The sequence below is a fragment of the Desulfosporosinus lacus DSM 15449 genome, assembly GCF_900129935.1.
GTDB classification, from domain to species: domain Bacteria; phylum Bacillota; class Desulfitobacteriia; order Desulfitobacteriales; family Desulfitobacteriaceae; genus Desulfosporosinus; species Desulfosporosinus lacus.
In genome coordinates this window covers 245478-268973 of sequence record NZ_FQXJ01000004.1, presented here as the reverse complement: position 1 = coordinate 268973, position 23496 = coordinate 245478, and the positions used below count along the sequence as shown (strand labels likewise).

The following is a 23496-nucleotide window of genomic DNA, read 5'->3' as shown; positions in this document are numbered from 1 at the left end:
TTGTTGAATTATTTATTGATACAATGCTTGGATTAATAAATAATAAATAAGCATCAATGTTAAGCGACGTCACAACTTTCTCAACATTAACAATGGTGATACTTCGCTTTCCACGTTCAAGAGCGCTGATATACGTTCGATGTTAACCAGGCTAAATCGGCAAACTCCGCTTGAGACAATCCCGTTTCATGTCTGTAACGGGGTAAGTTAGCAGAAAACACTTGCAGTAAACTCATCTGATCACCCAAGGTAATTATATTTAATTCAGACAATAAGTCAACAGAATATAAGCAACACTCTCTTGATGATCTATTCTTAATGCTTATATCACGACCAAGGTATCTTTTCTATTGATTCGTGATGGATATCGGCGTTCTGTCCGCACCATCCGCCGTCTGCGGATAAATACCGAAAGTAATGATTTTGCCCGAACTTTGCCTTGCGCGTGGTATTTTGGAATTGTGATGCCACTCTCAAGGTTGATTCGGATTTCGTACTTGGCGCGGTTTGCGGCTTGTATTCGTCGAAATAGAAATTGATCATATGCGCACCTATTCTTTTAGATTATTGCCAAACAAACTATGTTCATTGGATCTCGCATTATTAGCTTGGCGTAAATTACAATATTTACCAAAATGGATTAAGGGGTGTCGTGAGAAAAAAGGCCAGTATTCCGAATACGATACCTTTAATTATTTGCTTTGGGGATTGATATAAAGAATATCGAATCAATCCATAAAATTAACTCTAAGAATCTAAGAAATTTTTAATATCAAAATACCAGAAACCAAAGGCAAAAGAAAGTGAATAGAATATTTTTTTGAAGAGGAAATAGAAACCGGTTCTCTAATTCTATTAAGAAAATCTATCATTGGGCATCTCGTATAATCTCGTACAATATAAATAATTAGCAATTCAATTCTTAGTTTTCATTATTTTTTATCATGTATTGAAACTTGTTTACATCATCACTATTTAAGTATTACCGGAGTAGTTTCTGAGGATACGATTACGGCTCGATCCCTTTATCCTTCATTTGCAGATAAAGCTCCTTTCGCGCCAGCTTGGACAGCTCCGTGCTCATAGCCTTTTGCCCATACTCGAAACGCCGGTCGTTACAATAGGAAAGCCGGGAGAACATTTCCAGCAATTCAATAACTAGCTGCTCGGTGTAATAATGTCGTTCCTCCTCGGAGTAGCGAATATCCCGTTCCTTTTGGCAAAGGGCCTTTACTGTGCGGGTGATCCGGTTGGCAATAAGCCGTTCGGTTTCCTTTTGAAACTCCTTACGTTTGCCGGACAGATACTTTCTATCGTTGCCATAGAGCTTTGCAAGGTTTAGCTTGCTTTCCACATAACGGTTGACTGCCCGGCGCAGGCCCGCGTTGTTTTTCAATAGAGCAATAACCAGCTCGTCGATCTTAGCCTTAACTTCCTCGGGCAGCAGTTTATAAGTGATTCGGCCGTCCTGCGGTATCATGTCCTTGATTTCAAACAGTGTTTTCACTAAGGGCAGCATCGACTTATCGTTGAAAACGCTGTAAACGGGGTCGGCATAGATAGCGTCCTCATTAAAGGTTTCAAACCAGTCTTTGATCCGCTCATAGTCCTTGGGACGGGCCTCTTTGATATACTGCTCAAACTCCGCTACTTCCTTGTCGGTAATATCCCTGACGGCGGCGCGGGCAGCATCCTTTTCCGCGTAATATTCCCGGATACGGGTAGCGAAGGTGTCTTTAATAAGCTGTACACGGATGGCATTGGGAACGGAGCGATGGACAAAGTTCTTGGCTACTTTCTGATTTTTATCCCAAAAGACCACATGCAGATGGGGATGGTGCCGTTCGTCATGGACGGAGCAGGCAAAGCCCAGGTCCTGGATTTTAATGCCGTTCTGCTGCGCAAGGGTAGCGATATGAGCCTCTATATACCGCCGCCAGTCCTTTTGCCGGATCAGGTCAAGCTCTCGCGCCTTGGTTCGTTCAAAGGAAATGATAGATCGGTAGATGTTTTTGCCCTCTTTGGAAAGATAATAGATATGGCTGGCGACTTCTTTCCATGTTTCAAACTGCTTCATTTCACCCGGTTCCAGCTTGCCGAAAAGCCCATGGGTCATACCCTCGTTTTTCAATACACCCCGCCGCCGTGCGATGTAGCGCACATGGGCATAATTGCAAGCAGGTGTATCCTTGTAGTTTGGCTGCCTGAATCGTTGTTTATATAGTAAGACAGACATAGCGGCCACCTACAGTTTGTCGGCATCGGTCATTATCATATCGTCATCTTCCAGATAGTCATTGATTTGGTAATCCTTCATCTGCATGTATTTCACTCCCATCTTGCGGGTTTCAGTCGCCAGTTCCTTCAAGCTTTGTGAGCGCGTGGAGCCGTATTGTTTCAGCAGCAGTTTCATGACAAGGTAATAAAGGCCCGCCGATATCTTGCCGATCTTCATATTCATTTTCGCCAATCGTTCAATTTGAATGTCCAGTTGGGATTTGATTTCCTGCCGGATGATGGCTGCAATCAAGTCAATATTTTCCTTGTGGCCGTCGATTGCCAGTCCTTTATCTACATAGCCGCGTACCAGATCGGATGTAGTTGTCCGCTGCCTCACGGCCAGCTTATCAAGTTGTTCTAACATATCAATAGGAAAGGCGATTGACCGCTTTTGTGTACGTTTTTCTTGGGCCGCAGCCATAGCAAGCCTCCTTTCATTAAGGGAAATAGAAACGCCGCCAGTTTTCACAAGCGGCGTCAGCCTTGTTCCAGTCCATCAGGTTCCAGCTCCCGGATTGAACCGGAGGGACCAAACATTAAAGTATAGACTTTTTTGTTCTGCTCATACCTGCTCATATCCAGTGAAAAGATCTGTTCGCCAATGTCGTTCTCCTGAACCTGCAACCGGACCATACCGTTGGCAATGTAAAAGGCGCTGCAAACATAATCAAGGGTGGGATACCCCAGGCAGGAAAGGTCATGAGGGGTAACCGGGCATTTACTTGTCCATGAGAAAAGATTGTGGGCAATGGATAAAAGCTGCTTCTGCATATAGTCCAGGTCACCGCATTTTCGTTTCATCGCCGTGAAATCTACACCGTCCAGAGATACATGCGGGCAAGCCCGTTTATATAGAGTGTCATCCGTGGCAAGCAGATAGAATGCGGCATGATAGGATGAATCTACTACGGGACGCTTAGTAAGAGCAAGTAAATTACAGTAGCGCTCTGCATGAGTCATGATCGTTACCTTCCTTCATATATAACAGTTATTTTTCTTAGAGCCGGATTTTCCTGGCATTGCGTGGTTAAGGTTCCAGCTCGTCGTCCTCGTCCATATCCTGATCCTCGTCGTAGCCGGGACTTTCTATCTCTTTGGATATGGGGCGGCCATAAAAGCCTTCTGTCAAATCCCTAAGATCAGTAAGAGAAGAGGGGGAAGCTTTGGCAATAAGCGCCGCAAAAGCCTCATGGTCTTTGGCACATGCTTCCTGGAGCCAATAACTGGCTACATTAACATCACGCAGAGTGTCGGCAGGGGTTAGCCGGTTGATAAGCGACTGACCGACAGCTCTTTTGAGACCCAGTAGTTCTCCAGCAAATAACTTCACTGATATGCTGTTGTTTCCCAAGGCGGGAATTTTATCTGCTCTGTCAGCTATGCCGATACTGCTGAGCTGATTGTAAAGCCGCATGGCTTCAACAGGAAACTCGGTTAGAAGACTGTTGTTTCCGTATTTGATAAGAGCGGTAATCATAAAATTAACCTCCTAAGTCATGGTATGAAAAAAGCCCATCAGCGCAGGTTTTAGGAATGATAACCCCATTGGAACCCCGTAAGGGGGGAGGGAACCCCTGTTGTGGGCTTTGCCCACAAGCTGTTTACTGCCGGGTGGAACCCGGCTATTCCTGCCTTCACCACCCTGAAAGGGTGGGCATTCGAGAGTCTTGGCGTGGTGAAGTAGGGGAGGCGGGGACGGACGAAAAAAAAGTAAGGCAGAGGGGATGCCTTACACTTCCATGCTCATATCGTCAAGGGTGGCAATCAGACCATCAAAGTCTTCATCCGGGCCGAGTAGGTCCGCTAACATGTAGACGGGTTCAACGTCTACGCCGTAATCCTTCGCTAAACTCTCAAAGTAATCTTTTCGGCTGGCATGGCCTTCATCTGTATAGATGCTCATTATTCATACCTCCAGTTCATACTCATCCACCGCGCCTAGCTCCGGCATGGTCTCCGGTTCCCGAGTTGCAGAACGCTTGCGGAAGGCAACGAGATCCGCGTTAAAATCGTCATCCGGCGTGTGAATGGATACCCTATAGCCCAAACCTTTATACTTCCGGGCATTTTCAAGGGCGGCCATCTGTCCCCAATTATATGGGATGTGTTTCATCGATTTGCCGGTGGCCTCCACAATAAATACGGAATCGTCGCTGGCCGTAACAGCGGCAGCATATTCGGTCTGGGTAATGGGCACCGGTTTCCTGCCGTTTACATCATTGTCATAGCCCCAGCAAATATCCGTGATTTCGGGATGGTGCTTTAAGAACCACTGGAGCGCCTTATCCGACAGGCAGCCGGTAGTGATACGGTGATCCTGCCGCCAATCAATACCATGGAGCATGGCGAGGGTGGCATGGCTGGCGGTGTCGATAGGGGACTCCAGCACATAAACCTTGTTGCTTCGGCCGACCATGTGAAACGGGATGCTCTTATCCGAACCGCTTTTATCCTGCTTGATTGCACTGTCGGGGTCTGCTCCCCGCATGGCGCAGTACCGTGCTTTGCCGGTTTCGTCATACCCTATGAAAGCACAGACGCTTTCGTATTTTTCTGTTTCCTTACTATAATAGGTTCCTTGATATAGCTTTTTTTCGTTCATGAGCGCCGATACTATGCTGGGATCAATGCCCCGGCATTCCACCAAATACCAATACGCTCGCTTGAAGTTATGGGCCTTTTTGGGCGGAATCAACTCTTTCTTCTCTGGAGGGGGGACGAATTTGCGCGGTGCGGCCTCTCTCGCCGGCTCGTAGGATGACCCCAGCAGGCGCTTGACTGCGTCTACAAAGGAGGTGTTTTCCTGCATCATTATAAAATTAATAGCGCCGCCTTTGGTATCGCTGCCAAAGTGTTTAAACGTGTTGCTGTCTTTGTAAAAGAAAAGGCCACCGCTGTGTTTGGCATGGAAGGCCTTGCTTTCCGTGTCCTCCAGCTCGTACCCATATTGTTGGGCCAGCTCTAACAGATTTACGCTGTTGGCTTGTTTAAGTTGTTCGTCGGTAAACCGCAGGCGGCTACTGGTGGCGGTTGCCATCTCAAAGACCTCCAAATCAGGGTCATTGTTTAATCATCAATAGAAAAAGGGTCTTTGCTGTTGCAAAGCCCTTAGCTCAAATTTCTAATTCCTCGTCGTCCTGTTCTGGGTCCGAGTAATCATCGGAATAATTACCGTTCAAAAAATCCTGCATACGCCGCACATCATCATGAAATAGCCTCAATACCGCATTGCTTTGATGCGATAATCAATGCGGTCCATTGGAACGCCCGTTTCCGGTCGGTAGGTGCGCTCGGTAGTCCAGTATTTCCTAAGAAACCAGTCGCTAATATATCCGCAATGGTTTATACATAGTCACTGTCCTTTCATAGCTCCAAGTCATCATCAGATTGTTCGCCCTCCGGATATTCTAGATCTGCCTTTATCTCGTCTGCCATAATGGGGTAGTAGGGTGGTGCTGGCGTCTATCTCTTGACTATAGTTCCCATTCATCTTCATCCGTTTGGTCTTCAGATTCAGGAAAACAACAATTGCTTAAATATGATTTACTATAATTTGAAATGTCCACTCTAAAATCTGTTTCATTTTCCTCGGCAGCCTTGCGGTCATCCAAAAAAATTGCATTATAACATATATCGGAGGATGTCTGTGGTAGGGTTCCATGCTCCATCATTGAATGGTATGTAGTGCCAGCGACAATGATATGATCCAGTACACTGATTTGGAGCGGCGTAAAAATGGAAATAAGTCTTTGCGTTATATCCCGGTCTTGGATGGATGGGCTCATGCTTCCGCCTGGATGGTTGTGTGCCAGAAGGATGGCTCTGCAATCACAGTCAAGAGCCGCTTGCAGTATTGCTCTAGGGTAAACGACGGCTTCTGCTATACTTCCCTCGGAAAAAGTTCTTACCTCAATAATGTTGTGACCGTTATCCAAAAATGCAGCCATGAATTTTTCCCGATCCTTAATGCCGCCTAATAAAGCCGTGAAATAATCTCCGGCAACTTTGGAGGAAGTAAAGGAAAGCTTGCTTGTATGCTCTTGTAGCTTGAGCAGTCGATATACGGAGATAAATTCGTTTAATATATAGATTTTTTCAAGTTGTTGTTTGTTCGGATCTATGGTACGGGGATGCTCCAGTACATTAAAAAGATTGTTTTCTAATGCATATTTTTTTAGTTTGCTTTCAGAGATTCCCGTAAGGCGGCTAAGACCTTTTATAAAACTGGAGGCATATTCCTTATCATAGTTTCTTTTCATAGATTGCACCGCCTTTAGGCTCTTTGAAAATTTGTGCCACTGGCAGTGATTCTTCACTCATTCCGTACAACACCATTCCGACAGCATTCAGTTTTTCGGCAACATCTGCTGGAAAATCGAAAGTTTTAAGATTTTTAAAAAAACTGCCTATCCCGTAATTTTGGATGCAGCAGTTAATCTGTTCGATAATATCTGAGTCAATTTCAAAGAGGTCCCCTAAAAGCAGGGTAGCTCTTTCGTAATCTTTTTGCATAATTATATTTATTTGCTCCATATCAGCCCACCTCCAATTCGTCGGTTTGCTCTTGCGGAATATCCTCAATGTCGGGATCATCATACCGGAAAACAAGGTTATTCATGATGCCCTTGCAATCCTCGGGCAAGTAGCTTTCAGGGATTTTTTGTTGCAACCATTGCTATAACCGCACCTCTCTCATTAAAAAATGGCCATCTGATAGGGGTGGCCGCTTACATTTTCGTTTTCTAAGTGTTTTAGCCAAGCATCCTGCTTAGAAGGCTAAATACAAAGCCGATAAACAAAAATACTGCCAGCGGTATGCTTCTCTGCCGTGTCACCGCTGCATAAATGCAGGCGGGAAGCAGGGCAAAAAAGAGAATGAAAGCCAGCGTGTCCAAGCCAAAGCAAAATCCCATGGCTGCTGTCAGCTTGATGTCGCCTCCACCCACGCCGCCGTATTTCGAGGCAAGCAGCAGCAGACAAAGTCCCGGTATAAGCAGTCCCGCTATCCGCTCATCCAGGTTCGGGGCGGGCAGGAGAAAAGCGGATGCAATCCCGATTAACAGTAGGGCAATCCATGTCCAATCGGGTATGATCCGCTTTCTGTAATCAATAACTGCTGCCCACAAGAGGGGAATGGTATAAAGCAGCAGTACCATTACTCATCACCGGTGGTCACATCGTCATCGTACATACTGTCAACCACTTTTATTTGCAGCTCCCCGCCTGTCAGCCATTTGGAAAGAGTGCCGCCCGGTGTATGCAAATCGGTGACAAGGAGCTGGGCAATGTAATCCCTATCGGGGAACCAGACCGGAATATACTGTCTTCTATATAGGAAAGGAGATGCGGGGTTCTCCCGGAAAATAAATTGACCGCCTTCTTTGACTAACGGGATGGCGGTTTCATAACGGAACTCCGGCAGATATATTTCCGCCGTCTGAGGGGCGGTAATTAGCTCCGGCCTGTCATAGTTGGTGCTGACCGAGGTACTAACTGAGACTGAGTAGCCGTAGCCCGATTTGAGATATCCTTTGGCTTTGGTGTCATAATCCAGTGTGGCGCTTACCTTTAACTCGGCGTAATATTCATGCCACACAAACTGGCCGTTTTCATACCTTTGTTCCCACCATGTTACCCTGGGCTGCTCGTCTCTTTTGGGTGGATCGGGCAGTGCCCGGCTTTCCAGAGGGGGTTCATAGGTGACATTCTTAATAATCGCTTTTTGAGTGTAGACGTTGTTGTTTGTGGTGCTTTCATTGTTCAGGGAGCGGTCCGGGTTGATGGTGGCAATCAGCGTAATGTTTTTATCAGTTTCTACGTTAGGGGTATCCCAGCGCAGGGATATCACATTCCAGGTGTCCTTTTCCATCACGACAGCATCTAGGCGTTTGGAGAAGGAGAGTTCGGGAATCTGGAACAAAACGGTGACATTCTGCCCCGGCGTAAAGTCGAGGCTTCCCTGATTGCCAACCTTGACCGTGGTGATAACCGATTGATTCTCCTTATAGCAATCGGGGGTGATTCTCTGCACGTTCAGATCATAAAGGCGTTCCAGCACCATGATCTGAGCCGAAACTTGATTGTTGCCTTGATTGATATCCTTGTATCCGGAAGGCGGCGATACCTTTGCCGTAAGTTCAATGGGTACCCCTTTTGGCCCTGCGGTGCTGGTCACAAGATAGGATTTCTTCTCATAGGGCTTGAAATTGGTTGTTGCAGGCACGGCGGAAACCGTCTTGCCGTTGATATCCACATTGAGGTTCACGTCGGACAGCGCTTTGTCGGTGGAATTGGCAAAATATACAGTGAAGCTATAGCCTTCCCGTTCATACACCATGGGCGGGGAGGACAGATTTACCCACACGTCGCATAAGCTATTGCTTGGGTTATCAGGATTACTTGGGTTAACGGGATTGCTTGGGTTAACGGGGTTACTCGGATTATCAGGATTACTTGGGTTGTCCGGTGGCGGATTATCGGTTGGCCGTTTGATTACCTTGATACTTGAAACGGCTGTGTTGTTGAGCGGGTTTTCATCCATAAAGCTCTCCGGCACGTCCACATTGGCCCATAGATGATAAATCTCGCCTGCACTGCCTGCCGTGCCGGTAACGGTATAGGATTTTGTCCCCTGCGGAGCGAAGTCTGCCATTTTAGGAATCTGCGGCAGGATGTTTTCGTTGTTCTTGCCCAGCAAGGGCACATCATGGAGCGTCACAAAGGATTGATTGGTAAAGTTCACGGTAAAGTTGTATTCTTCATGCTCGTAAACCGTAGGAGCTGCCAGAATATTAGCGGATAGGTCACAAGGCTCCTTTTTGACCGGCGGTTGATCCGGCGTACTGCTTGGATTGTCCGGCTGGTTAGGGCTATCCGGTGGATTGTTTGGCTTGCCGGGCGGAGGCTCAGGTGTAGGGTCAATCACTTTGATGATAGCTGTGGCGGTGTTATTGGCAAGATTCCCGTCGCTAAAACCCTCCGGTACACCAATATTGGCCCACAGGTGGATTTCATCGGCTTTGGTATCAGCGGTGCGCTTGACAGTATAGGTTTGGCTTTGATTTGGTGAGAAGTCCTGCACGGCTGGGATTTCCTCAATGGCGGCTCCATCCACCGTATCCTTTAAGGGAACGTCGTAAGCCGGGTTGTTTCCGCTGTTCAGGTAAGTAACGGTGAAAGAATAATCAGAGCCGCGCTTCACTGTGGCAGGAGCATTGATAGCAACTGACAGGTCGTTTCCTTCACAGTCCTTAAATTTGAAATAGAAATCGGCGGCAGGGATCTGATAATAAATTTGCTGGGTGATTTCCGTTTGCGTCTTGCTTTCACCATCGGTAAACTCTTTCGTCTCCGGGGTGTAATCCCATTCCAGGCCCAGGTACTGATGGTTACGGGATAACTTGATGTCATCCTTATGGAAGGTGACGGAGGTGGTTTGGTAAGGATAGAGCAGCTCCGGCACCCCCTTGTCCTGGGCAGCAAGCTTCCCGTAAACCGCCTGCTTATCTTCACTGCACCACATCGCTTTCACATCAAGTTTAACCGGGGCCTGATAGGTGAGTGCCGCGCTGCGCATGGTTGCAAAGGCAATAAAGGTCTGGGGCGTCCAGCCGAAGCCCCCGGTCAGGGGGTCAAAATCCGCGTCCGTGTCATAGGTGCCGTAAACTTGGCCTGTAGAAATATTGTGAATTTCCACCACGAGACTGCCCTTTAGGGTATAGGTTCCGCCGTCCTGTTTGCCGATCCACCCGGCAAGGCGTTCGTTTTCCTGGTCGGCCACGGTGTTGGCGTTGACCAGGTCAATCCGCTGGGGCTCCGGGAAGGATTTCAGCAGCACGTTGCCCTCGTAGATTTCCTTCACGTCCATGGCGGTGATGCGGTAGCGGATGTCGCAACTCGCTTTGACCTGATACACCACGTTGGCGGTGACCGTCAGGACAGCGCCCTGGTCGGTCTTGGCCGTAAGGGTATAGGGACCGCATTGCGCCTTGTTTTTAATGATCAGCGTATAATCCGGGGTTATCTCCCGGCTTTGGCCGCCGTACTCCAGCGCTATAGCCGTGAGCGTTCCGGTTTTCGCCGTGACCTGGATAGGGATTTCTGCCGGGAGATGCTCTACGGCCACTACGCCGCTTTCCGTCCGCAGGCTGTCAATGGGAGAGGTGACCTTGATTTCAAGATCGCTGTTGGTTGCCGCCAAAGCCTTGGCCGGAGAAAAGAGAAGGCAGCAGAGGACGAAAAGGGGTAGGGTAAGGATAAGTTTTCGTATCATTTGGAATCTCTGGAACCTCCTTCCACAATTCGTGTATTGACGCTTGAGATGCTGAAGGGAAGCCGTACCTCTCCGGCCAGGAAGCTGAAAACACTGCGGGTTTTCAACGCTCCGTCCAGCGTCAGCCGGGGCGGACTTTCCGTGGCCCGGAGGTTTTCAATTTCAAGCTGGTAGTCCCATTCTTCACCGGCATATTTATTCAGCTCCGAGTCCAAAGCCATGCTTTCATGCAGGTACTCATACAGTTTTTCTTCCGCAACCGCCGTATCCATCCTGGCGACGCCATCTCTGCGGTATTCGTCGAGCATGGCGTACTCCACGGCACCGTTGATGCCCCGCTGAAGGACATACTCTATCTGTTGATACATACTTTCCATGCGGAAATACTCAATCACGATAGCTGACAAGGTGAGAATGAAGAAGACGAGAATGATGATAAAGATAAAGGTATCGCCTTGGCGGTTGCGCACTGCCCGTTTGATTTTGCCCGCAGCATTCGCCTCCTTTCCAGCGCTCTCATTTCGGGAGCTTCCAATAATGTTCCGACATGCCGGTGATACTGACTTTCATGGGAATTTGAATGACTACCGGGGGCGCGAAAGACGGGGTAAAGATGGTAAAGGAATAGCTGTCGGCCAGGGTGATAGTAAAGGTGTCCCGCAACTGAATTTTCTGGTCTTGGCAATAGTCCACTTCGTCAACGGTCATTTCCGGCGAAAGGCCGGTCTGCTGCTTGAGCCTGTAGAAAACATCATAGGCCCGGTCGGAAACCTCTCCCTCCAGTTCCACCACCCGGACGACGCGGCGACAGACATAATTCAGGTTCAGATAGGTGGTAAAGATGCTTAAAAAGGACATCACGGTAAGCATCAGCGTAATGACCACCAGGGTTTTGATCATGAGGTCAAAATAGCTGCTGCCCTGGCGATTGGCAAGCAGCCTTGGCATGGACATGAGGGGAGAAAACCTCCCCCGTATGCCCCGGTGCCGGCTGTTCATTGGCTCTGCACCACCTGTTTTTGTGAAGTTCCCTTTTGGGCGCTCATCAGCTCAGCAGGCCGGTAATTTTGCTGACGATGCTATTCCAAATGGTCGAAATGGAGCTTTGATAAAGTGTCATGAAAACCGCGCCCACCACGACAACGATGAGTACCACGATGAGCCAGCCGGTCATCTGGTCGCCGGATGAATTCAGCAGTGCGTATCTGACTTTGCTAGCCGCCCCAGTGACTTTGGTTTTTAAAGTTTTGAACATAATCAATACCTCCCTTTGATTTAAGTAAAAGAAAAAGGAGAAGCGCTGCTTCTCCCACGGGACGGGCCTTTGGGCTATTATTAACCCAAAAGGCCGGTGATTTTGGTAACAATGCTGTTCCAGATAGTCGTAATGGAACCCTGGTAGAGCGTCATGAAGACAGCGCCCACTACGACTACGATGAGCACTACGATGAGCCAGCCGGTCATCTGATCGCCGGAGGGATTCAGCAGTGTGTTTTTTGCTCTTAAAAGAGTCTGGGCATGGCGTTTTCCCATGGAGTTGCTTCTCCTTTCCTCTAAATTTGTGATTTCAGTTTTGCTGTTTGGCATGAGCCGACCTCCTGAAGATATATTTGAAAAGGAGCATTTGCCCCGTTTTCACAGTTTAAAAAAGGCCCCCCATGGAGCGTATCAAGTGGGAGCCTATGACATAGAGCAGACTAGCCAGGGTTACCGCCACCAGGGGGATCGAAGCGATTTTTACCCTGTGAGGCAGCGTGTTTAATTTTTTTCTAAAGACCTCTTTGGCTTTAATGTCCATATCCCGAGCCAAATAAGAAAGTGCTTCGCCCTGATGTTCGCCCCGGTGTAAGCCAATCAAGGCATTGACTAAAAAAGAAACGTCAGTCAGACCGAGGCGTTCATTAAAATGGCGCAATCCGGTTTCGATGTCCAGCGCCTTCATCTCCAGGACCAAAATTGCCACGTCCCTCCGGAAGGTGTCGCTGGCCACTTTAAGATAATCCTCAAAGATTTGAATTAAATCAACCTGAACCACTATGCGGCTGCCGTCGTGCTTATTTTCCTCCAACCGGTACAGGATGGAGCGCACAAAGCCTGGCAGCTCAATTTCTATCCGGCGTTTTTTTTCTTTAAGCGCATCGTTCAAATCGGTTGTGAAATGACGGAAAACGACTACTGAAAAAATCACGACGATAGGCAGAAGATGGGGTGCTCCGATCACCACAAACAGCGGCGCAAGGGGCCAGGTAAAAAAAACGCAGAGGATCGCCCTGGCGTAATACTCTTGAGGAGTCAGCGTCAAGCCTCCCCGCTGCAGCATGGAGGCCATCCGGGCTTCCTTGACCGGGTCAATGGGAATAAATCGGGAAATGGGTTTCACTAAAGGCATGACGAAACGGGTTAACAGTTGTTTGCCAGGCATTTCCTTTTGGACTTGCAGGTGCTTGATATTCTTTTTCATGCTCAGCTTCGGAATTTTCAGAAGCTGCCTGCAAATCAAAAATCCTGCCGCAGTCAGCAGGATAAAAATAATGATTTGATAAATGTGTTGACACAATTGTTACACATACTCCTTTCGCTAAAAATACAATTGTTACGCATATTAATTATGCTTGGATAGCAAAAAGCCGCCCCAAATTGGACGGCTAAAGCATTGCCATAAGAGCTATTCAGTTTTGTCATTTAGTTCATCCATCAACTCCTTCAAAAAATCTTTGTACTCAACAAAGGTGTTTGGATGCAGTGACATTTCACGTTTTATGTCTACAAGAGATATGGGCACGCCATTTTGTTTCTCCCAAATCATAGTAATTCTCCTGCGGAGCCAGTCTTCCTTGCTTTCAATAACACTGTCAATAAAAATCTTGGTCCGGGGCTTTTTCAGAGCACCAGCAACTAATGTGTTTTTGCCAAGTCCTGCAATTTTCGCAATATATCCTCTTGTAATGCGTTTTTCAGAATCGCCCCCTTTCCGTATTTGTTCATAGGCAGACTGCACTTTTTTGAGCATTTCGTAATCTTGCTTACGATATTCAGCTAAGTCTCTTTTATACACCATGTGTTCCCGCAGCCATACATAATCGTTTTTACATAAATAAGAATATGCTCCGGGTGCATGTCGGCGCAATACCGTCGGCATCACTTCACCATATTCCTTGCAGAACTTTAGTACCAGTTCTTTGTAATAATTTTCAGGGCCGACATCAGGACTGTACGGGGGCGGTCTTCTCACATGCGTTCGTTTTTTTGTGAGTCCTATCTTTTTCTTCTGCCATCGTATAGCGCTGGGTGAGCATTTTAAAATTTTTGCAGCTTCTGGGGCAGTCATTTTTTCGGTGCCAAGAAGCCGCAGCATTTCGGTCTTCCAGATAGATCCATACTCCACGATCAAAATCTGCCCGGTTTTTCCTTTGCGACGTATTTGTTTGTATATCATCCCGCATTGTTCACAATGAAAAAAACCTGTCGCAACACCATTTACGTATCGGAGATCAGAGTTTTGGCATGTATTCGTACCATAATGCATACAGATAGGATTCTGACATGGCCATGGTCCGTTGCCAAATGGATTTTCAGATACTTTGCACTCCACAAATTCTTTTACGGAACCTTTCAAAAAACACATCATCAGAATATGGTAAATAGGACGGAAAGTCGTCAGCCGCGCTTCCCGAAGTCCTTGTACACAATCCCTTGTATCATTCAGAGCGGTGTACAGAATTTCAAGAAATTCTTCTCCCCAATACTTGTTGAAATGGCGCGAAATCAGGTCATAGTCAGGCACCCCCTGCACCGTAGCAGCATCTTTTTCACGAAGTAAACGCATGTACTTCTCACGAAAATTAAACTGCCAGTCAATGTCCATGCCATGATGGAGCAGCCATTCGCTTTCTTGCCCAATTCGCAAAAACAGTTCTTTGTACCGGCTGTAAACGTCAGGGGTACTGCTGTTGTCATACTCGGAAAGGCTTTGCTCCGAGGCCGCATAGAAGGCAGTTGTGGTAGCACGCGCAGATACAACGGAGTCCATGAGCCTGACACGATGCTTTGTGCAATACACCATACCGGGAAGCTGGTGTACTCTGTGCCAATAAGGTTCTCCATATAAGTTTTTGTCCTCACAGACACAGTGTGGGCAATACCTCAGGTATTCCGGCCACAGTCTCCAGCTTCTTTGCCTACCATAAAGATCAATATTCATTTGTGTTTTTTTGCTACTCAAAACATGTACCATTTCTCTGCGGAATTTTTCAGAATAGACCATCGACAGGTACGGATACATGGTGTGGTTCATGGCGATTGTTTTTCTGGTAATTGCTGTTCCTTTGGGTATCCACCGCTCAACACAGTCTAACCGCATCGGAAAGAATATCGCAGTTGAAAGACATTGCATATTCCCGAAAAGTTTTTTAACGGTGGGTTTGTAGCCTGCACTGCCGCTGCGGACAAAATATCTGCATAAAATACTGTAATAGCATTCGTCCGGGTAAGGGGTAGGGAAAAATCCGCCTACCATTCTTCGGTCTCAATGACACCCTTTGCCTGTATCTCGGCATATCCGGAAGAATCTCTTAAATCCCCTTGTACATGTCCGTCTCCAGTATTAGTGTCAGGAGCTGACAGGAAAATCCGGTAGGCAAGGCGCACCACATCGGCTACATCCCGCAATTCCATGTGTTCTGCCAATACCTTTCCTGCAAGATACTTCGCTTTCGGTGGCTCCACGCCTAACTCCAGCAACTTCAATACTGCCTTTTCTGAAAGGGATATTTCATTTCTTTTTTTCGGGATCTCCTGATTGCGTTTAAGCACAGTAGAATAGGCCGAATAGTAATCCTCCATACTGATCGGCGCTATATCGCCGTACATATCAATCTTCTTTTTGTCGCCGGAGCGCAGGGCGTCCAGCATGGGCTTGACAAGACCAAGACGTTCGGCGGCGACAATACGAAAATCAGACGGCGCGAAGGTTTCTTTTCCGAGTGCAATCGCCCGAATCTGAATCATAGCGTAGAGCTTTACGGCAATATCAATAATGCCCTGACTTTCATGGTATAGTGCATTTTTGAAGTCGTCGGTCAGCGAAACAATACTGCGAGTCCATTGGTTGCACCACATGGAGGAAACGAAAATATCCCATGGCGCATCATTTTTCATGCGGTCCCATATAAGGTCACCCTGACCACTGCCACGCCGTGCCTGACGAAACTCGCTCTGCAATACCGCCATGGCTCTGCTTGTACCGATCAACACAACCGGAACGCCAATAGTGTTGACCAATGTCACAAAGAAGTTCAGCATCTTTTCCTGTCCGCCGCCCTTTGCCATACTAAGGTGCTGGATTTCATCAATTACCAGAACGCCAAGACAATGGAGCCGTGCCGCCTGTGCCATACGAATCATTAATACATCAATAATGCTACCGCGTTTGCTGTTGACTTCAAAGTAGTCGGTTCCCAAAGCCCGGTCAAGGGCCTCAAAAAATTCCATACACAAGCCTTTAACTGAACCATCATGGGGGCAGTCCAGTTTGAGCCAAACCACTTGTTTTAGCATAAGAGGGGTTTCCCGGTACTGCGAATGGGAGATAACCTGTGGGTACATCGCAAGGATATTTGAGACAGCAGAGGTTTTTCCGACACCGGAAAGACCAATAATCGTAAAACCGGCAGCGGTAGGACGAAAGGCTCCTAAGTGTTCAAATCGGCCTGACCGGATTGCTTTGTGGCCTTGTGCCAATGCAGCCGCATAATTTGCCGCCAGCGGATTGCGGTGCAGATAGCTTTGACGGATACACCGGGAAAACCGCCCTTCAATGTCCACATGCTGTTCCAGCGGCTGGAAATAGCGGAATAATCTTTGAACACAATGCAGTCGGTATTGTGAATCCAGTTCGCGCTCTCCGTCATGCTGCCCCTCATTGTACGAAAGGGCGTCCACCAGTTCATCACTGCTTAGAATCGGCGGTAAGGCTTCAATCAAGGGGTTCCCTTGGTAGTCCGAAACAATTTGTTCTCTGTAAACTGCTTCATGTTCATTCATCTCTCAAACGTTCCTCCAACTTTCGCTTAATCATGCGCAAAGTCGGAGACATTTCTTCCTCTGCAGCCGCCTGGTGATGGTCTTGCGGATCTTCCGCCGGATTCCCGGTATCCATCATGACAGAACTTTCTGTCATACGCATGGATTCCCGTTCCTGTCTGCGGTTTTCTTTAATCTGCGATATGCGCTCCTTCTTGCTTTTTGAGGGAAGTCCTTTTCCCATGTTCTTTGCCTGTGATACAATCGAATCAATCTCTGCATTCAGGTTGACCTTCGCTTCGGTTTCACTAACTTTAAGCTGCTGGCTCAATAGCTTTTCCTTTCGTTGCTCATAAACAATTTCATCCAAGCATTTCCCAGCATTCTTGCCATTCCAGTCCAGCAAAGAACATACATCATAAGACTTGTCGCCCTGATTCCAGATATAAACATTGGTCATGTCCCGTGGGTCGTAGGAAATAGAAACTTGCCACGATTTTCCTGAACGGGCTTTTTCAAACCATGACTCCCGAATTGCCCTGTCAGAGCTGTAAAATACGCCTTTGAAGCGAATCCCTTTTCCTGTAACGGTCGCTTTTGCCGTAGGCATTACGGCCAGCCGCACCAGTTCTTCGGGGTAAGAGCGCAGTGCGCCCGAACAATGCCGGATTCCCCAATGCCATAACTGAATGGGAATGGCTTTTACCTGATCCCGCATCATGGCTTCGCTTTTTTCAAAATACTCCATATAGTGATGGTTGTTGTAATACAGCACACATTTAATAATAATTTGCGTAAACTGCCGGATATCAAGTGCAGCGTCCAGCCGGTAATCATGACCGCCGCGCTTGCTCATGTCCGGCTTAACGCTTCCCGGAAGAAGGGCCACACTGTTCGTATTGATTGTGTGAAAATGCTGTTCAATAATGCCTTTCAAATCAGCACGGTACGGCGGAGCGTTCACAATCCGTATCCCAAGCATATTGACCAGATTGTCTGCGTTTTTGCTTTCCATTTCCCCTCTGTCGCCAAGAAGGGCAGAAGGGATATGGTGGCAGGGCCATTCCGATTCTTTAATTTCAATGTCGTACTGTTTGCAATAGGTCACTTTGTCCGCCGCCATGTTCGCAATCGCCATCATGGCGCCAGCCCAGCTCGGACCTTCAAGTCCTACGCTCATGCCTGTTACCATTCGGCTGAAGGCATCAATCACAAAGTAGATGACCGGGCGTCCAATCAGATTGGAACGGTCAAACTGCGATACCAAATACACATCTCCCACGGTTGCGTCAATTTGGAATTGCGCACCCGGCCCCATAAGGCCAAAGTCCGATTTCCCCAGCACGCGTCTGCTGTTGAGTTCAAATGCTCGTTCACCGCTGCGTTTCTTTTGTTCGTTGACAACATCCCTGCTTTTGCTGTGCCAATACTGAAATTGCCGGAAAGAAGGCACTTCCTGCGGAGCAAGGAGCTTCAATTTTTCGGGGTTTTCCTCCGATTGTACTGTATAGAAATCTTGCAATAGTCTTTCGTAGGTCGCTTTCAAACTAATCTTTTTCTGACTTAGATAATACTTTTTAATTGCTGCGGCGAAATTCTTCCGGTCGCTGTCAGTAATCACTTTCCCCATGGTTCCGGTATTCAATGAGGGTCGCCCAATTTTCTTTTCTCCTGTTTTGCGGGATTTTCCTTTACCACCCCGTTTAGCAAAATCAGGTATGAAGGCATTTTTTGTCTTGCCGGATCTCCAATACCGGTCAAGAAGCGCATAGAGATTGTTTGGTTTAATGTCGTTTTCTTCTGCAACTTTTTTTAAGATAGAAGAACGTTTTCTGCCATCATAGATGTCAGGTTCATTTTCTACCGCACTCTGTATCATGTTCCACACACGATCTCTGTGGATGCGTTCTTTTTCGGTAAAGGTATCATCCGCAGTCCCCAGAGTCGGCGTCGAGTAGGGGGACACTTCATATAGATTGTGGTTCTCACCCTCAACTACAGCTCTCATTTCAAACCGGATTGGTTTACGGGAACGGCTGTTTAAATCATACCAATAACCATATTCGTTTCCGGGGGCAACCCATAACACAAGACATTGTGTTCCAGTTTCCACATCAGTTATCATTTTGTTGACACAAATCTCCATCACTGTTCCCTCACGCCGTAAGACTGCTGAGATTACTCCTGAATACGGAGAAATCTATTGGTTTTGCAGCATCAAACTCAATTCTTTTCCAGTAGACGAGATGCTTGTAAATGTTAAGTCCCATGCCGTCTGAAAGCTCAAACCGCATCTCTATATCCAAAAGTAACTCCCCAAGCGAATCTGAATGAAAAGAGTCGTTCCTCATGAAAAAGGCAATGCACGCTTTCTGTAATTCACTACTAAGTCCAAACAATCCTAAATCCTTTGCCTGTGCCAGCCATTCAATATTTCTGGCCTTGGTCTGATTAATTTCCCGTTCGGTTATGATTTTCCACCTGACATTCTTTTTGCTCCAGTAGCGCCTTTCAATTTCAAGTTTTTCCCGCACTCTTGGATTACCTAAATCCGCAGTTGTTTTCACTGCGATAACCATAGGGCCTCTTGTGGTTTCAATATAAAAGTCGCTGGTCATCACATAAGGGAATCCACTTACCAGATCATAGGGATACCTGATCTGCGCCGTTTCTGCTATCTCAATTACTTGCTGCAAATCCAGCAACGGGTACTGTTCACGAATATCCAAAACTTCATCTGACCAATCCAATAGAAAAAACAGGTTCATTTCGTGATTGGATAAAAGGTGATGCGTCCTTCCTGTTTTTGCGCCTTGAATACGGGATACCATTCCGTTGGACGGAAAATCCTGAACGAGAATCCAAGGGGTATAGCGTTCACCAACGCCTTGCCCCCGTTTCTCTTGCAAATAGCGTTGAAATACTACTTCATTCCATTTTCTTCTGTGTTTTGCCACGAAATTCACCTCCATACAACTATTATGCATAATAATTGTATGGATTTCAATAAAAATTATAAATAATAATTGTATCAATTAAACAAAAGCAATTTCTATATATAACTTTTGTTAATTATAGGTTATTACATGCTTTTTATGACTAATAATTGTTGCTTCACAATAAAACAAGGGCCGTCCTCCTTAGCGATTTGTCGGTTTTGTCGCCTTTAAAACGTAAAAGGCAGTAGCAAGGGCAGTCATCATCATGAGGATAATCAGCAGCTTGCCGATGAAAGTTTGGGTCAGCAGAAAGAACCACTCCGCATTGGCGAATCGCATCAGGGGAATGATGGAAAACATCAGGCCCGCCGTCAGCAAGTAGTCCCGCCAGACCCGAATCATCATGCCGTCGCTTTCGATCTGCATGGACTTGGCGTCATTCATGGCCTTAATGATGGGAAACAGGGCAAATTTCAGCCTGCGGTCGTTGTGACACAAGATCAGGGTTTTACCCCATTCAGCAAAGTAGCGGTTCTTGATTTTGGCTGACAAGCGGTACAAGCCGTGTTCTATGTTGGGATTAAGCAGCCTGATTTCAGTGATAAACTCGTCAAAGGGTGTGGGGACTCGCAAAGGCGCGGGGATATAGCGGTTCTTTTCTTCTACGTAGGTTTCCACCGCCTTGATGATGTCGTCGCAGCCTGCGTAAGCATTGGTGATCACGGACATGGTGTTTTCCAGTCCTTCGATTTCTTCCCGGGCAGAGGATGAGCTTTTTACCGTCAGATAGAAGTAGGGGGAGGGCAGCATACAGACAGCCATGATCAAGGCAAGGCCGGCGTTGCCGAACAGCAGCATTCCCGCTGTAAATCCTCCCGCCGCGGCCAGAAGGACCAGCAGGAGAAATTTCTTGGGTGGGCAGCGGGTTTGCCGGAAAAGCGTCATAAAGTGCAAGACAATCCGTTCGTTGATTTTCAGCGTTGTCCCCGTTAATATCAGGCGGCGCTTTTTGAGAAGGTTTTGCTCCAGGGCGAAGGGGTTTAGCTTAAAGAGGAGCAACAGGGCCAGGCTGATCAGGGCAAATACCAAGGCCAGAGTCCAGGTAATCGGGTTCATGCCGCGTCTCCTTCCGCAAAGCGGCGGATCTGACGTTCAGGTACGCCATCGATCAGAAGTCTCTCGGCAAGGGCCGGAGAGATATTTCCCATGCGTCGGTGGCTGCCGATTACTTGGGTAATTCTGCCCTTGTCGTCACGTTCGTAGTGGTCCACGACATATTTGAAAAGCGTGGAGCCGGTGACTTCTCCATTGCTGACCCCGGTGGCTTCATAGATTTCCATATACTTTCTGGACTGGTCGGGCAACTGCATCTTGAACAGCATGATGGGGAAAGCTTCGACGATGTTTTTCAAAAGCCGGCTTTCCGACAGGGAAGTGCCGGCCTCCAGACACATAGTCAGGATGCGGTCATAAGCCGTCCGAGCGCTGTTGGCGTGCAGGGTGCTGACGATCGTGTGCCCTGTCCGTCCGGCTTCCTGGACTGTGAGGGCTTCTTTGCCGCGCATTTCCGCAGGCACAAGAATTTTGGGGTGCAAGCGCAGGGACAGCTTTAACAGGTCCAGCATCGTAATCTCATTCGGGGCTTCCTTTGTTAAAAGGTGAACCACGTCGTTGATCATCACTCCGTTGGCGTCGTATTGTACCAACGACAATTCGCGCGTGTCTTCAATCGTCACAATACGCTTATCAGAGGGGACACAGCTTAAAATATAGCCCATATCCGCCGTTTTCCCTGAACCTGTTGCTCCGGCAAGGGCCAGGGAGACGCCGTTGTTAACGCACATTACCAAAAAATCCAGTTCCTCGGCTGTGGCTGTGCCCCATTCAATGAGGTTCTTCCTTGTAATATAGGAAGGTTTTTGTTTGCGGATGGAAGCGATAGCCCCGGCATCGGGGTCAACGCAGGGTTCAATCGCTCCCGACATACGGATGCCGCGGGAGATGTAGCTGTCCCCGATGGGCTTGGAGCCATCCAGGATAACGCCGCCAAACCGGCTCATTTTCCGCACGATGTTGGCGCAGGCTTCCGGGTTGCCAAAGGTTTCGTTCAAGCGAATTTTCCTGTCTTTGTATTGCACCCAAACGCCTCCGGAGCCGTTGACATTGATTTCCTCGGTGTCCGCATCCTGCAAGTAAGGGGATAAGAGGCCCATACCTGCCATGTCATAATAAACAGCGTCCACCAATTCGGAAATGTTGCGCAGGTCTTTAGCTACCAACTGCTCGCGATTGAGATAGTGTATGATTAAATCCTTGAGCTTTTCTTCGGCATCCTTGGCATACAAGACCTCCGCCAGCTCTGAGGAGTGGTTTTTGGCGATCAGCTTTTGCAGCTTGTCGAGAATTTCTGCATATTCCTGGGCCTTGACGTCTTCTCCCTTGGCGGAACGCCGCTTATTCGCCCTGTAAATCAGGTCGTTGACTGAAAATCTGTTGCTCATTGCTTTTCACCTCCGCAGATCTTAGCGGCGATTTGCTCCAGCACTTTGGCGTAGCGCCGGCAAAGCCTATCTTTGAAGAAATACAGTGGTGTACCGGCATTCTCTAATTCTCCGGCACGTTTGAGGTAAGGCAGCTCGCAGACAAAAGGCAGTTCCGTCAGGCTCCGGTAGGCTTTGTCGTCAAATTCACCGTTGGGAGCCAGCAGGATGTGGGACTGTTTTTCGGCAAGGTGCAGCTCCCGCACAAAATCGGCAACGCCGATCTGCCACATCTGGGCCGCAATCGAAGGTCTATGGAGAGTGAAAATGGTATCCGCCAGCCATAAACCGACGCTGGAGAGCGGATTGTTCACCTCCACGGCACCGTCCACGACCAGCAGGTCAAAGGCCAGAGAAGCGCTGTTGATCAATTGTTCTACTTCTTCGAGGGTCACATTGTCGTCAAGCAGACCGGAATAGCGGGTGGGAACCGACAGGAAAAACAGGTTTTTACTCTCGGCGTAATCCGTAAATTTTTCACCGACGTTGGGGTTTTCTGTATAAAGGGCCGCAAACAGGCCCTTCTCCTGGGGAACCTCCTGACCTAAAAAGGTTTGCAGTTCCCCGTAGGTGAGGTTGGAGGAAATGAGGCCGACAAGCTTATTGCGCTTGGAGAGGGCGCAAGCCAGATTGACGGCAAAGGTGGTTTTTCCGCTGTGTTTTCCGCCCCAGACGGCAATGATTTTACTCATGGTCCACACTCCGTTTCTCAAAGATTAAATGCAGTTTACCGGTATACTCGGCCTGGATGAGCTTTTCCGCCTGGGCCTCGGTGACAATGAGGGTCACGGCCTTGGGGACCGGGTCGCTGTTGGCCGACTGGCCGCTATTTTGCTGCTTGCGCATCTCGGCGGTATCTTGTGTCCGGGCATTCTCGACACTGTAGACCTCCAGCCCTTTCAGTTCGGGATAAAGGATAACCTGCGGGGCAGCCCCCTGGCCGCCCGAGGCCTTCTCCATAAAAACGGCCACAGTTACGAAATCACCGGCCAGCAGGTGGGAAGAAAGCCCTGCGGCAATGCTTGGGACGCTGACCGTGACCAGCCGTTGGTTGTTTTGCTCGATGCGGTCAAGCAGCTCGTCGCCAAGAAAGCTGCCGAGCTTCTGAGGAAAGAAATAGTCTCCCTTGGCGATGGCGGTCTGGGCAACCTGGCCCACAATCTGCGCCTTGGCGTTCAGCACCCCTTCCGGCAAGCCATAGGCTCCCACCGCCACGGATACAAGGTCATGCTCAGTAATCTTCGTACCGGCCGGAATGTCTGCGGCCGCCCGCAGGAGTGTGACCGTTGCGCTTTTGTCCGCGTAAAAGCGTGGCAGGAGCAAAAAAGAAATGCCCGCCGCCAGGATAAGGCAAAGGGCACTTAGCAAGATGCGGTTTTTTAGTAGGTTCAAAGTGGTATGTCCTCCTTTTAAAAAGCCGCGTCAAGGCGACCGGAATAGATCT

General features: G+C 48.0%; 23 protein-coding genes. All 23 read right to left on the bottom strand.

From position 1 onward, the window contains the following. Positions 1-1009: 1009 nt before the first annotated feature. Entirely contained in the window at positions 1010-2236 is a 1227-nt protein-coding gene (gene mobP3 / locus BUB11_RS05670) for a MobP3 family relaxase (protein WP_073028489.1), read from the bottom strand. 9 nt (positions 2237-2245) lie between these two features. After that, positions 2246-2701, bottom strand: coding sequence for a hypothetical protein (locus BUB11_RS05665; protein WP_073028487.1), 456 nt, complete (start codon positions 2699-2701; stop codon positions 2246-2248). A gap of 56 nt (positions 2702-2757) precedes the next feature. Continuing rightward, complete coding sequence (locus tag BUB11_RS05660; protein ID WP_073028486.1) at positions 2758-3240, bottom strand: hypothetical protein; 483 nt, start codon at positions 3238-3240, stop codon at positions 2758-2760. A gap of 67 nt (positions 3241-3307) precedes the next feature. Then, on the bottom strand, positions 3308-3757 hold the full coding sequence (locus BUB11_RS05655; protein ID WP_073028484.1) for a hypothetical protein: 450 nt from the start codon (positions 3755-3757) through the stop codon (positions 3308-3310). Positions 3758-4009: 252 nt separating this feature from the next. After that, positions 4010-4183, bottom strand: coding sequence for an RNA polymerase (locus BUB11_RS26855; RefSeq protein ID WP_143187551.1), 174 nt, complete (start codon positions 4181-4183; stop codon positions 4010-4012). Between the two features lie 3 nt (positions 4184-4186). Then, on the bottom strand, positions 4187-5317 hold the full coding sequence (locus tag BUB11_RS05650; protein WP_073028483.1) for a DUF3991 domain-containing protein: 1131 nt from the start codon (positions 5315-5317) through the stop codon (positions 4187-4189). A 436-nt stretch (positions 5318-5753) separates the two neighbouring features. Further along, positions 5754-6539 (bottom strand): JAB domain-containing protein, encoded by a 786-nt coding sequence (locus tag BUB11_RS05645; RefSeq protein WP_073028482.1) that lies wholly within the window; start codon positions 6537-6539, stop codon positions 5754-5756. Beyond that, positions 6523-6813 (bottom strand): hypothetical protein, encoded by a 291-nt coding sequence (locus BUB11_RS05640; RefSeq protein WP_073028480.1) that lies wholly within the window; start codon positions 6811-6813, stop codon positions 6523-6525. The genes BUB11_RS05645 and BUB11_RS05640 overlap by 17 nt, the downstream gene beginning before the upstream one ends. A gap of 218 nt (positions 6814-7031) precedes the next feature. Then, complete coding sequence (locus tag BUB11_RS05635) at positions 7032-7436, bottom strand: prepilin peptidase (RefSeq protein ID WP_073028478.1); 405 nt, start codon at positions 7434-7436, stop codon at positions 7032-7034. Beyond that, positions 7436-10480, bottom strand: coding sequence for a DUF8195 domain-containing protein (locus BUB11_RS05630; protein WP_242947468.1), 3045 nt, complete (start codon positions 10478-10480; stop codon positions 7436-7438). The genes BUB11_RS05635 and BUB11_RS05630 overlap by 1 nt, the downstream gene beginning before the upstream one ends. A gap of 68 nt (positions 10481-10548) precedes the next feature. Continuing rightward, a complete protein-coding gene (locus BUB11_RS05625; RefSeq protein WP_242947467.1) occupies positions 10549-11022 on the bottom strand; it encodes a hypothetical protein in 474 nt (157 codons plus the stop codon). A 46-nt stretch (positions 11023-11068) separates the two neighbouring features. Next, positions 11069-11506 carry a DUF4320 family protein gene (locus BUB11_RS05620; RefSeq protein WP_242947466.1) on the bottom strand — a complete coding sequence of 146 codons (438 nt, stop codon included), beginning with the start codon at positions 11504-11506 and terminating at the stop codon, positions 11069-11071. A gap of 91 nt (positions 11507-11597) precedes the next feature. Next, on the bottom strand, positions 11598-11807 hold the full coding sequence (locus tag BUB11_RS05615; RefSeq protein WP_073028472.1) for a hypothetical protein: 210 nt from the start codon (positions 11805-11807) through the stop codon (positions 11598-11600). A gap of 80 nt (positions 11808-11887) precedes the next feature. Further along, complete coding sequence (locus tag BUB11_RS05610; protein WP_242947465.1) at positions 11888-12139, bottom strand: hypothetical protein; 252 nt, start codon at positions 12137-12139, stop codon at positions 11888-11890. 55 nt (positions 12140-12194) lie between these two features. Further along, positions 12195-13109 (bottom strand): hypothetical protein, encoded by a 915-nt coding sequence (locus tag BUB11_RS28175; RefSeq protein ID WP_242947464.1) that lies wholly within the window; start codon positions 13107-13109, stop codon positions 12195-12197. A gap of 108 nt (positions 13110-13217) precedes the next feature. Then, positions 13218-15068 (bottom strand): TnsD family Tn7-like transposition protein, encoded by a 1851-nt coding sequence (locus tag BUB11_RS05600; protein WP_073028471.1) that lies wholly within the window; start codon positions 15066-15068, stop codon positions 13218-13220. Then, entirely contained in the window at positions 15062-16594 is a 1533-nt protein-coding gene (locus BUB11_RS05595) for an ATP-binding protein (RefSeq protein ID WP_073028470.1), read from the bottom strand. Before BUB11_RS05595 ends, BUB11_RS05600 begins: the two co-directional genes overlap by 7 nt. After that, a complete protein-coding gene (locus BUB11_RS05590) occupies positions 16587-18719 on the bottom strand; it encodes a Mu transposase C-terminal domain-containing protein (protein ID WP_073028469.1) in 2133 nt (710 codons plus the stop codon). Before BUB11_RS05590 ends, BUB11_RS05595 begins: the two co-directional genes overlap by 8 nt. A gap of 10 nt (positions 18720-18729) precedes the next feature. Then, on the bottom strand, positions 18730-19530 hold the full coding sequence (locus BUB11_RS05585) for a heteromeric transposase endonuclease subunit TnsA (protein ID WP_073028468.1): 801 nt from the start codon (positions 19528-19530) through the stop codon (positions 18730-18732). A gap of 183 nt (positions 19531-19713) precedes the next feature. Then, positions 19714-20628: a hypothetical protein gene (locus BUB11_RS05580; RefSeq protein WP_073028466.1), complete on the bottom strand. Its 915-nt coding sequence runs from the start codon at positions 20626-20628 to the stop codon at positions 19714-19716. After that, complete coding sequence (locus BUB11_RS05575; RefSeq protein ID WP_073028465.1) at positions 20625-22013, bottom strand: ATPase, T2SS/T4P/T4SS family; 1389 nt, start codon at positions 22011-22013, stop codon at positions 20625-20627. Before BUB11_RS05575 ends, BUB11_RS05580 begins: the two co-directional genes overlap by 4 nt. Continuing rightward, positions 22010-22744: a CpaE/TadZ family protein gene (locus BUB11_RS05570; protein ID WP_073028463.1), complete on the bottom strand. Its 735-nt coding sequence runs from the start codon at positions 22742-22744 to the stop codon at positions 22010-22012. The genes BUB11_RS05575 and BUB11_RS05570 overlap by 4 nt, the downstream gene beginning before the upstream one ends. Then, complete coding sequence (cpaB, locus tag BUB11_RS05565; protein ID WP_073028462.1) at positions 22737-23444, bottom strand: Flp pilus assembly protein CpaB; 708 nt, start codon at positions 23442-23444, stop codon at positions 22737-22739. The genes BUB11_RS05570 and cpaB overlap by 8 nt, the downstream gene beginning before the upstream one ends. Between the last annotated feature and the right edge of the window lie 52 nt (positions 23445-23496).